This is a genomic window from Schwartzia sp. (in: firmicutes) (assembly GCF_978017985.1).
In genome coordinates this window covers 1-11,661 of record NZ_CDXDFU010000204.1, presented here as the reverse complement: position 1 = coordinate 11,661, position 11,661 = coordinate 1, and the positions used below count along the sequence as shown (strand labels likewise).

Here is an 11,661-nt window from a genome sequence, read left to right as displayed (position 1 = left end):
GGACACGGTATCGCAGTAAGCCAGAATGTGGAACCAAACACGGTTGTTGAACGGGATAGTGTGGTTGTGGTAAAATTCGAACCTAAAGGGTGATACCGGGCCTTTTCACGTTATGCTGTGTCATTTGACTCTTAACGCAGGATATTTTTCAAAAGATAATAGGTATACAAAATACACCGTATGGTTTCGATAAAACGAAACTGTACGGTGTTTTTGTATGTGACTTGAGTCCTTTTGTCCCTGCTGTGTGTCTCTTGAAAAACAACATTTGACTCGCTAAAATATATAAGGTTAATCGTTATAGATTGCTGACTACTAAACTATTAATGAAGGGGATTTCATAATGGAAAGACAGGCAGATGTTGTCGTCATCGGCGGCGGCATTACCGGAACAGCTATCCTCTCGGAGCTGGCGCGCTATGACCTGCGCTGCGTTCTGGTGGAAAAAGAGCCGGATATTGCGGCAGGAACAACGAAGGCGAACAGCGCAATTCTGCATGCAGGATTTGACGCACCGACGGGCAGTTTCAAAGCGAAGATGAACGTGAAGGGCAACGAGCTCTATCATGAACTCGAAAAGGAACTGAATCTTGATATTAAATGGACGGGTTCCTTCGTTGCGGCTTTTGACGAGGATGGAATTGCGACGCTGAAGGAACTCAAGGCGCGCGGTGAAGCAAACGGCGTCCCGGGACTTGAAATCTGGGATGGCGATAAAGTGCGCGAAAAAGAGCCGAATCTCAGCAAGGATATCAAGGCTGCTCTCTGGGCACCGACTGCAGGCATCTGCTGGCCTTTCGGCATGGCGCAGGCTTTTGCCGAAAATGCTGTAATCAATGGCGCGGAAGTTCTCCGTGACTGCGAAGTAACGGGTATTTCCGTTAAAGACGGCCGTGTTGAGGCTGTTGAAACCTCTCAGGGGACGATAAAAACAAAATATGTCGTAAATGCCGCAGGCGTTTACGCTGATAAAATTTCTGCAATGGCAGGGGACACAAGCTTCACCATTCACCCGAGAAAAGGCGAATATGTGCTTTTCGACAAAACGGCACAGAAAACCATGGTAAACGGTGTTGTTTTCCCTGTTCCGACGAAGACATCCAAGGGTATTCTCGTCTGCGCTACTACGCACGGCAACGTATTCATCGGGCCTAACGCGCAGGAGATTGACGACAAAGAAGACCTGTCCGTAACCTCCGCAGGCATGGACGAGATTTTTGCGGGTGCGAGAAAGCTCTGCCCGGAAATCCCGGGCGGTGCGGCTATCACAGAGTTCGCAGGACTCCGTGCAGCTTCCTCTACGGGTGACTTTGTGCTGGGTAAATCCAAGGTAGAGGGACTTCTGCAGGCAGCAGGAATCCAGTCACCGGGCCTCACATCTGCTCCGGCAATCGCTCAGTACCTTGCTGAAATAATTGTTGAAGAAACAGGCGCATCAAAGCGCTCCGATTATAAAAAAGGCCGTCCCGAGGAGCCGGTATTCCGCGAACTGGACGATGAAGCAAAGGCTGCCCTCATCGCAAAGGATGGACGCTACGGGCGTATTATCTGCCGCTGTGAAACAATCACAGAGGGTGAGATTGTCGATGCTATCAACCGTCCCTGCGGCGCACGCACGGTAGACGGTGTAAAACGCCGCACACGTGCGGGTATGGGACGCTGCCAGGGCGGCTTCTGCGGACCGCGCGTTATAGAAATCATTTCCCGCGAACTGGGTATTTCTGTGCCTGAGGTTCGCAAGGACGGCGCAGATTCCTACATGTATTATGAGAAAGAAGGTGCGGCAGAATGAGCGAAATGTATGATATTATCATCGTCGGCGGCGGTCCTGCGGGACTTTCTGCCGCTCACAGCGCAGTAAACAACGGCGCGAAAAAAATCCTCGTGCTTGAGCGTGACCGCGAGGCCGGCGGTATCCTCCAGCAGTGCGTTCATAACGGCTTCGGTCTGCATCACTTTAAAGAAGAGCTCACAGGCCCGGGCTATGCTCAGCGCTGCTACGACCTTATCAAGGACTGCCCTGAGGTTGAAGTCCTCGTTGACACAATGGTTCTTGAAGTTCGTGACAATAAAGAAGTAATCGCTGTAAATCCTCAGCGCGGACTTATGAAGCTGCAGGCAAAGACGGTAATCCTCACAATGGGCTGCCGTGAACGTACCCGCGGAGCAATCCGTATTCCGGGATATCGTCCGGCAGGTGTTTACACAGCAGGCGCGGCACAGCGCATGGTAAACATGGAAGGCTACATTCCGGGCCGCAAGATTGTTATTCTCGGCTCCGGCGATATCGGCCTTATCATGGCGCGCCGTATGTCGCTCGAGGGCTGCAAGGTGCAGGCTGTTCTTGAAATCTGCCCATTCTCCAACGGACTTACGCGAAATATCGTTCAGTGCCTCAACGACTACGATATTCCTCTCTACCTTTCACACACCATTACGGGAATCAAGGGCAAGGACCGCGTAGAGGGAATTACAGTATCGAAGGTTGACGATAAAATGCGTCCTATTCCGGGAACGGAATTCGACATCGAGTGCGACACGGTGCTTCTTTCCGTCGGACTTATCCCGGAAAATGAGATTTCCCGTGAGCTCGGCGTTGAGCTTCACCCGCGCACGAACGGACCTGTCGTTGACCAGCACCGTGAGACGAGCCTTGAAGGTGTTTTCGCCGCAGGTAATGTCGTTCACGTTCACGACCTGGTTGACTTCGTTTCCGATGAAGCCGAAATCGCAGGAAAATATGCAGCTCTCACGGCTCTTGGCAAAAACGTCAAAGCTGACAGAGATCTGCAGGTGTCTCCGGGCACAGGAGTAAATACCTGCGTGCCTCAGCACCTGCGCCTCAGCAGCGAGAGCGAGGCTGTACGTCTCTTTATGCGCGCGGCACGTCCAATGCGTAAAGTGAAACTCTCCGTCACGAGCGGCGAGCAGGAAGTCATGAAGAAAATACTTCCGGTAGTTAAACCGAGCGAAATGATTTCCGTTGAGATTCCGGCTGAAAAAGTGAGTGCACTGTCGGCTGACATCACGGTTTCGATTGAGGAGGCATAATCATGGCAACGGAAAAGAAAGTACTGAACTGTATCATGTGCCCCATGGGCTGTGAGCTTACTGTTACAATAGAGGACGGAGCAGTTACGGAGGTTACGGGCAACACATGCCCGCGCGGAGCAAAATACGGCCGTGATGAAATCATGTCTCCAACCCGTATGCTGACTACTACGGTCCGCATTGAGGGCGGCCAGCTTGCGCTGCTTCCGGTTGTATCAAGCAGCGTACTGCCGAAGGGACGTATTCTTGACTGTGCCCGCGAGCTGAAAAAGATTACGGCAAAAGCTCCTGTCAAGGCAGGCGACGTCATTGCGGCTGACATTCTCGGTCTCGGCGTTGACATCGTAGCAAGCCGCGACATGGCAGCTGTATGAATTAAATGATTAAATACTTTTTTGCGTAAGCATAAAAGCTCCTTTCATTACTGTGCTACAATAGTAGTAACAGGCATGAAGGGAGCTTTTTCTATGCACAAAAAAATTCGCATGATTGTATCCGACCTTGACGGAACGATGGTTGATGATACATTTCATATACCGGAAGAAAATATAAAAGCAGTAAAGGAAGCGGCAGCACGCGGCGTGCTTGTCACAATCGCCACAGGCCGTATGTACCGCTCGGCGCTTCCCTATGCGAAAAAGCTGGGGATAGATGTTCCACTTATCGCCTATAACGGCGCCATTGTTAAGACTGTCGGAGGGGAGCGTATAAGCACGGAGTTTCTTCCCCCCGACGTGGTGAAAAGAGTTCTGCGATTTGTATTTGAACATGGTTGGTATGTTCAGCTATACAGTGAAGGGAAGCTATATTATGCAGAAGCAACAGAGGCGGCTCTGGCTTATGAGAAGGCATCGGGTGTGCCGGGAAATGCAGTTGGAAAGGAAGGACTTCTTGAGAGAACAGATGAGGTTCCCAAGCTTCTTGTTGTAACAAAGGACGAAGCCTCGGGAGATGAAGCGCTCTCCATGCTTGCAGAAGCATTTCCTTCCGAAATACTGGTGATGAAATCCAAAGCGAATTATATAGAGGTAGTTCTGCCGGGAGTATCGAAAGCAAAAGCAGTTCTTGAGCTTGCTCAAAAGCACGGAATAGCCGCTGATGAAATCATGGCCCTCGGTGACTCGGGGAATGATGTGTCCATGCTGAAGGCCTGTGGCCTGGGTGTGGCAATGGGAAATGCCTCGGAGGCAGTAAAGGCTGAGGCAGATGTGGTTACGGGAATCTGTGAAGAAGGCGGCGTGGCGGAAGCTATTCACCGTTATGTTCTGGAGGACGGACAATGATACGCCTTATAGCTATGGATTTGGACGGAACTTTGCTGAACTCAAAAAAAGAAATAAGCAGAAGAAACCTTGAGGCACTGGATAAAGCGAAGGAAAAGGGTGTCTGGGTAACGATAGCCACCGGACGTATGATGAATTCCGCCGTTCATTTCGGAGGACTCATAGGAGCTAACGCACCGCTCGTCTGCTGCAACGGAGGACTTGTGCAGAAAGAAGGCGAGCCGCCTGTTTTTACAGCCGTGTATGATGTTAAATTCGCACAGGAGCTGATGCGTTATGTACTGGGGGAAAAGAAATGGTACATGCAGTGGCACATAGGCACGGAAATATACGGTACGGATTTCAGACCTGAATACTTTTACGCATACAGAACAGTCCCTGATTTTCACATAGTTGAAGTGGGGCAGAATTATCTCAGTCACGCGGAAGGGATCATGCAGTTCGTTCTCCGCGACCTTACCGGAGAGCACATGGAAGAAAAGCTCTCTGACATAAAAGCGAAATTCCCGGGCAGGTTCGAGGCGGTTACAAACGTTGACACAGTAACGGACATCATGCCAATAGGCATAACAAAAGCGACGGGAGTAGAAGCTCTGGCGAAGCATTTGGGGCTCTCACGGGATGAGGTCATGTGCTGCGGTGATGCGGAAAATGACCTTTCTATGCTTGAATGGGCGGGGACTGCTGTCGTTACGGCAAATGGTATTCAGGCTGCCAGGGATATTGCGGACTATATTGCACCGTCATGTGACGAAGATGCCATTGCCGACGCGGTGGAGCGATTTGTGCTTTGACTGCGGTTTTTGGCAAACGGAGACGTTTGCTGTATAATATAATAATATAATAAAGTTTTTGTGATTTACTGTCTTTTATATGCATGGGGATATGCCATGCATGCCTCATCTACCGCTGACGAGGGCTCCTTCTCTGAAAAGAGAAGGCTATATTGTTTCCCGGAGGGAGGAAACTGCTATGGAAAATGAAAAAGAAAGAAAAGCGATTGAAGAGGAAGAGCGAAATGAAACAATCTCCCACGCGGGAGCAAAAGAGCAGATACCCGTTAATCCCTACAGACTGGTAATTGTCACAGGCATGTCGGGAGGCGGAAAAACCCAGGCATGCCGTTTTTTGGAGGACCTGGGCTATTTTTGCGTAGACAACCTGCCTCCTGTATTTATTCCGAAGTTTGCTGAGCTCTGTGCCCATTCTGCAGGGCATATTGCAAACGTTGTACTTGTAGTGGATACCAGAAGCCGTGAATTTTTCGATACTTTCGTTCATGTGCTTGACGATATGGACAGGGACGGGCAGAAATACGAGCTTCTTTTCATGGACGCTTCCGACGCGGCAATCATACGCCGGTATAAAGAAACACGCAGACGCCACCCGATGGCGCCGAGCTCAAGACTTTCCGAGGGTATCGCAAAGGAGCGGGGGCAGCTCGCACCCGTGCGTCAGAAAGCAACATATATAGTCGACACCTCCGAGCTCAGAAAAGCAGAGCTGAAAACTAAAATTATACAGCTTTTCGGTAATCCGGACGGAGTCAAAATGAACGTAAATGTTCTCTCCTTCGGCTTTAAATTCGGAGTACCGATGGACGCAGATATGGTTCTTGATGTGCGCTTTTTGCCGAACCCGTTCTACATTGACTCGCTCCGTCATAAAAGCGGAGTGGTGCAGGACGTTTCCGACTATATCTCGAAATGGCCTGTCACACAGGAATTTCTTACACGGCTTGACGATATGCTGGGCTTTTTGATGCCTCAGTATATCAAAGAAGGAAAAAATCAGTTCGTCATTGCCTGCGGCTGTACAGGCGGTATGCACCGTTCTGTGTTCGTTGCAAAGCATATTTATGACTTTTTGGGAGCGAGGGGCTTCCAGACAACTTTGGAACACCGCGACCTCATGAAAAATGATGTACGCGAGCATGTTCGTGAAGAGGTATAACATAACATGCACTTATTGAAATGGCTGTACCCTGGCATGAAATTCAAGCGCTGGCTGCTGCTCTTTGCGGCAGGCGTTATGCTTGTCAGCCTCGGTCTGGCATTGATTTTTAACTATGAATATCTCGACCATATAGAGGAAGCTATATTCAGGTTCGTTTACAACTGGCGCGGCTCATACGACTACACAGCTACGGCTCTTGCGGGAGCACTGATTGTAATACTGGGTGTCGGCATCATGCTGTTTGCCACAAGGAGCGTTATCCGCTCCCTCATCATGGTGCTTGTTCCCGAAAACTCGGGACGTCTTGTAGACCTGATCTACGAAAAACGTAAACTTGAAAGCGGTCCCAATATCGTCGTAATCGGCGGCGGGCACGGACTTTCCGTGCTTCTCCGCGGGCTGAAGCAGGCCACCAGCAACGTAACGGCTGTAGTAACGGTTGCCGATGACGGCGGTTCATCAGGCAGACTCCGCGAGGAGCTTGGCATTATACCGCCGGGCGATTTGCGTAACTGTCTGGTTGCCCTTGCCGACACTGAGCCGCTGATGGAAAAACTCTTTCAGTACAGATTTGGCGGTACAAGCGAACTCGCGGGGCATAGCTTCGGCAATCTTTTTATTGCGGCAATGAATGAGGTCACGGGAGATATGGAAACGGCTCTCCGTGAGTCCTCAAAGGTTCTCGCGGTCGAGGGACGTGTGCTTCCTGCAAGCAATGCCCATGTACGTCTTGACGCATATATGACTGACGGCACTGTTGTCTGCGGAGAATCCCAGATTCCCGAGGCACATAAAAAAATAGAACATGTTCAGCTTTATCCTGAGCATGTGGAGGCAGTTGATTCCGCACTTGAGGCAATAGCCAATGCAGATGCTGTCATATTGGGGCCGGGAAGTCTCTATACAAGTGTCATGCCGAATCTTCTTGTAGACGGCATTGCTGATGCACTCAGAAAGAGCCGTGCTCTCAAAATTTATATCTGCAACGTAATGACACAGCCCGGAGAGACTGACGATTATACAGCCTCCATGCATGTCAAGGCAATTATCGCACATGCAGGAAAAGGCGCGGTGGACTACGTTCTCGTCAATTCCACGAAACTTTCCGAGGATCAGCTTTACGCTTACAGTTTGCAGGGCTCCGAACCGGTCCGCGTAGACCGTGACGAGCTTAACAGCCTCGGTGTCGGTTTTGTACAGGCTGACATCACCAGCGGAACTGATGCGGGACATCATGACCCGCAAAAACTCACGAAAAATATCATGAAAATGATATACGGATTATCCTCCGGAGAAATACGTCACGGAGACAAGAAAAAGACAAAATAGGAGGTAAACCCGATGCCTTCATTTGCGGGCGATGTAAAAAACGAACTGGCCCGTCTTACATATACAAAACCCTGCGACCGTCGGGCGGAGCTTTCGGGGCTTCTGCGAATGGGTGCGGTCATGACTCTGGGAATGAAGCATACCGTGGGGCTTACCTTTACCACGGAAAATGCAGCCGTCGCGCGAAAAGTGCTTGTGCTGCTCAAAGAAGCGGGCAAGGTCAACACGGAAATAACCGTCAGCCGCTTCCGCAGACTGAAGCAGCACAATTCCTATACTGTAAGGGTTCTTCCTGAAAAGGGCGGAGAAGATTTTCTCTCTGAAATAGGCCTTCTTCCGGGAACAATGCCTACATCTTCGAACGGAGGCACGCTTCTCAGGCGTCCCTGCTGCCGTGTGGCGTATCTCAGGGGAGCATTTCAGGCAGGAGGAAGCGTAAACAGGCCTGAGGCTTCATACCATCTGGAATTTGTCACGGCGAACTATCAGTTTGCGGACCTGCTGCTTTCACTCTTGAGGAGACTGGATATGCCGGCAGGCATAACAGACCGAAAGGACGCCTATATCGTATATCTTAAGGAAAGCGACGCCATAGTAGACCTTTTGGCGTATATGGACGCAGAGCAGGCAGTGGAAGCCTTCGAAGTATCCAGAAACGTAAAAGAAGTAAGAAATCAGGTCAACCGCATAGTAAACTGCGAAACGGCGAATCTCAACAAAATCGCTGATGCGGCGGCACGTCAGATTGCAGTCATTCACAGGCTGGAAGAAAAAGGTATGCTGAAAAATCTGCCGACGTCTCTCCGTGAGGCAGCAGAGGCACGCCTTGAGCACCCTGATGCGGCGCTGGCGGAGCTTGCGGAAATACTTGGTATAGGAAAATCAGGAGTAAATCACAGAATGCGAAAGCTCATGCAGCTCGCAGAGACAGGAGAGGAATAAAACTGAGCGTTTATATCAATCGTTACGGCGGACCGCGCCGCAGCAGCAACTGGTTCGGCCGCATATTTGGAATTTTATGCATAGCCGTAGTCATCACGGCGGCAGCATTCGGCATCACGGCGGTTTATCCGCCTGAGGGCGTACTCATACTTGAATATCACAAGGTCAATACATGGAGCGATGATGAATACACCGTAACTCCGCAGGACTTTGCCGCACAGATGGACGAGCTCCGTGCGCAGGGGTATGAGACTATATCCGTACTGGATTTTCTCCGTGCGAAAAAGGGAAAACAGACTCTGCCCGAAAAAGCAGTAATCGTCACTCTTGATGACGGGTACAAGGACAACTATACCGATATGCTCCCGATTATGGAGAGCCGCGGTATGAAGGCTACCGTATTTATGGTAACGAACGACATTGGACTGCCGGGTTACCTTACATGGGATATGCTTCGTGACATGCAGGAGCGCGGTATCGAAATAGGCAGCCATACCGCAAATCACATGGCGCTTACCACTATGCCGCCGGAGGACGTGAAAGCGGAGGTACAGCTTTCAAAAACGCTCCTTGAGTGGAATAAAGTAAAAACAGTATTTGCTCTGTCATATCCAAACGGAAAATACAGGGACTACATGCTGCCAATACTTAAAGAAACGGAATATCTTGCAGCAGTCACGGGGGATCCGGGACTGAACACCTTCGAGACTAATCCATATCTTTTGCGCAGAATAAACATTCCGCGTCCGTATTTCGGCCTGACGGAATTCAAGCTGCGCATTTGGAAAGCGAAAATTTTCGCGCGGTTCGGTTCGCTTTTGAATCAGCAGTACTGAGCCATATAGGGAGAATGAAAGATTAACGGGGGAAAGAAAATGATTGGAAAGCGTTTGGCAGCCTGCCTTTTAACGGGAATGCTCTTTTTCGGTACCGGGGCGGATGTCATGGCACGCCACGCCGCGGAAGAACGGGGAGAACAGCGGCGCATGGAACGCGCTGAAAGACTCGAAAGGGAAAGAATAGCTCTTGAAGAAGAGCGCGCAGCGGCACGACGTATAGAAGAACGTGCGGAAAAAGAAAGAGCCGAGCGTGAGGCTCTGGAAATAGAGCGCGCCAAAGAGGAAGCAAGAGCTGCGGAAGAGAGAGAAAAGGCCAGACGTGAAGCTGAAGCCAAAGAGGCGGAAGAACAACGTCTTGCGAAAGAGCGTGCTGCCGAAGAAAAACAGAGGCAGGAAGAACTGGCGGACCGCGAAGCGGAAGCACGGAGAATCGAAAGAGAACGTGCCGAAGCGGAAGCACGGAGAATCGAAAGAGAACGTGCCGAAGCGGAAGCAAGGAGAATGGCAGAGAGTGAGCGCGCTGCCGAAGAAAAAATAAAAGCGTCAGAAACGAACAGGGAGGGCTCAGGCACGGGTATCCTTGAAAAATATCTCAACAGGAAAAAGGAGTCTGCCTCAACAGACGTGGAGGGAAAAAAGAAGCAGGAAGCAAAGCCTGTAACATATCTGTCGAAACAGGAAATGGAGCTTACACCGCTGAAGACAGATACACTGGACGTAGGCGGAACGCTGCTCTTTTCCGACAGTCCGGAGTATGTCACTCAGCCCGGCATACTATACTCTGACGTCATTCAGGGCGACGCGCGTGTGCTTTACTATCATGTGAATCAGATTCCTACTGCATGCAAAGTGGCAGTAGTTCTTGAAAACACAAGTGACAGATACGCGGTAATACACATCACCCGCGGTGGCTGCAGCGCACCCGACCGGGACTATCTCAAGGTCGGACGCGAAACACAGCGTCAGTATTTCTTCGAGAAGCAGTCACAGAATGCTATCTATCTCGACGGATATCAGAGCCGTGTTATGCTGGAAAGCATGGACAAAACTCTCGTATTAAACGAGCAGCTTGTCTACGGAGTCTATGATTTCAGCTCCACGGGTCCGGTCAGAGTGACGGTTATACTCTATCCGTCGTCGGCAGATCCGTTGGAGTTTGTAAAATCTGCCCCGGTACTTCCGAAGGACGAGCACCGTCTCAGAGGAACCTTCACCGGCATGGACAGACTGCTTAAAGCACATGGACGTTATAATCCGGGCGATGGAGAGGTGTATATAACCATCGGAAACGAAGTCGATGATAAATTCAAGCAGGGTATAGATGCTACAGATGGAAGCCTCGTGGAAAACACGGGCAACTACGGCGTTATGTACCACCTTGAAGTCCCCATGAAGGGACGAAAGAAGGTACAGCTTTGGGCAAATCCCTTAGGCGGCTTCTATACGGGGGCTGTGCATGTAAGTACGGAAGAACCCGCAGGCGTATGGACATGTATGGTGCCGAAGGATGCGCCCTTCTTCGGTGATGCTGACGCACCAATCACACTTCCTAATAAGGATGGTTCTCTGCTGCTGCCGAAGGGAACGGAAATGTTCAGTCTCGGAACGTTTAAGGGTGAGACGCTGCATGTGGAGTTCACTCCGCCCGGAGCAAGCAATCTCCCTGTGAGGTTTATCTTGTCGGAGCCATAATTCGACAGTTCGAAATCATTGGCACTGCAGGAAAAGATGTATATTGTTTGTGCCGGATTATGAAGGCATACATAAAAAAGGAGCTGTGAGTACACAGCTCCTTTTTTGATGCTTGAGAGAATTATTATTGCTGACTGTTTTTTCGCAGATATTCGATACACTCAGTACCCGGGAGAGGGCGGCTGTAGTAGAAGCCCTGTATGTACTGTATTTCGTGTTCTTTCAGTATGCGCACCTCGTCCTCTGACTCAATACCCTCGACTATGACACTTAGCCCCAGATCTTTAATGATTCGGAACTCACTTCCGATTATACGGTGTGCCTTTTCCTGATTGAAGAAGGCCTGCATGAGATTGCGGTCGAATTTTATCGTATCGAAGTTGTAGTCTATAAGATAGGAAATATTTGCATTTCCCGTCCCATAGTCATCAAGCGCAAAGGTGATGCCGTAATGGTTGAGGTCTGACATGTGATGCTTCATCAGTTCGGGTGTAACAAGTGCCATACGCTCGGTTAACTCAAAGCTTATCAGCGAGTGCGGCAGATTGTACTGCTCAATGGTGTTTATG

11 protein-coding genes are annotated in these 11,661 nt (G+C 50.2%); 10 read left to right on the top strand and 1 reads right to left on the bottom strand.

The genetic code is table 11. The annotated features are described in order from the left end of the window. Nucleotides 1-343: 343 nt before the first annotated feature. The 10 genes from ACY69O_RS08825 to ACY69O_RS08780 all read left to right on the top strand — a co-directional run bounded on the left by ACY69O_RS08825 (nucleotide 344) and on the right by ACY69O_RS08780 (nucleotide 11,092). Nucleotides 344-1,792: an FAD-dependent oxidoreductase gene (locus tag ACY69O_RS08825; RefSeq protein WP_462333099.1), complete on the top strand. Its 1,449-nt coding sequence runs from the start codon at nucleotides 344-346 to the stop codon at nucleotides 1,790-1,792. Then, a complete protein-coding gene (locus ACY69O_RS08820) occupies nucleotides 1,789-3,051 on the top strand; it encodes an NAD(P)/FAD-dependent oxidoreductase (RefSeq protein WP_462333098.1) in 1,263 nt (420 codons plus the stop codon). Before ACY69O_RS08825 ends, ACY69O_RS08820 begins: the two co-directional genes overlap by 4 nt. A 2-nt stretch (nucleotides 3,052-3,053) precedes the next feature. Next, nucleotides 3,054-3,425 carry a DUF1667 domain-containing protein gene (locus ACY69O_RS08815; RefSeq protein WP_462333097.1) on the top strand — a complete coding sequence of 124 codons (372 nt, stop codon included), beginning with the start codon at nucleotides 3,054-3,056 and terminating at the stop codon, nucleotides 3,423-3,425. A gap of 93 nt (nucleotides 3,426-3,518) precedes the next feature. Next, entirely contained in the window at nucleotides 3,519-4,334 is an 816-nt protein-coding gene (locus ACY69O_RS08810) for a Cof-type HAD-IIB family hydrolase (protein ID WP_462333096.1), read from the top strand. Beyond that, nucleotides 4,331-5,128, top strand: coding sequence for a Cof-type HAD-IIB family hydrolase (locus tag ACY69O_RS08805; RefSeq protein ID WP_462333095.1), 798 nt, complete (start codon nucleotides 4,331-4,333; stop codon nucleotides 5,126-5,128). The genes ACY69O_RS08810 and ACY69O_RS08805 overlap by 4 nt, the downstream gene beginning before the upstream one ends. Nucleotides 5,129-5,306: 178 nt before the next feature. Continuing rightward, on the top strand, nucleotides 5,307-6,287 hold the full coding sequence (gene rapZ, locus ACY69O_RS08800; protein WP_462333094.1) for an RNase adapter RapZ: 981 nt from the start codon (nucleotides 5,307-5,309) through the stop codon (nucleotides 6,285-6,287). A gap of 6 nt (nucleotides 6,288-6,293) precedes the next feature. Then, nucleotides 6,294-7,619: a gluconeogenesis factor YvcK family protein gene (locus ACY69O_RS08795; protein WP_462333093.1), complete on the top strand. Its 1,326-nt coding sequence runs from the start codon at nucleotides 6,294-6,296 to the stop codon at nucleotides 7,617-7,619. Nucleotides 7,620-7,631: 12 nt separating this feature from the next. Continuing rightward, nucleotides 7,632-8,561: a DNA-binding protein WhiA gene (gene whiA, locus ACY69O_RS08790; protein WP_462333092.1), complete on the top strand. Its 930-nt coding sequence runs from the start codon at nucleotides 7,632-7,634 to the stop codon at nucleotides 8,559-8,561. Nucleotides 8,562-8,782: 221 nt separating this feature from the next. Beyond that, nucleotides 8,783-9,397: a polysaccharide deacetylase family protein gene (locus tag ACY69O_RS08785; protein WP_462333091.1), complete on the top strand. Its 615-nt coding sequence runs from the start codon at nucleotides 8,783-8,785 to the stop codon at nucleotides 9,395-9,397. Nucleotides 9,398-9,436: 39 nt separating this feature from the next. After that, nucleotides 9,437-11,092, top strand: a complete 1,656-nt coding sequence (locus ACY69O_RS08780) for a hypothetical protein (RefSeq protein WP_462333090.1) — start codon at nucleotides 9,437-9,439, stop codon at nucleotides 11,090-11,092. Nucleotides 11,093-11,216: 124 nt separating this feature from the next. Here ACY69O_RS08780 and ACY69O_RS08775 read toward each other — a convergent pair. Further along, nucleotides 11,217-11,661: EAL domain-containing protein (locus tag ACY69O_RS08775; protein ID WP_462333089.1), on the bottom strand; the 445-nt coding region annotated here is incomplete at its 5' end.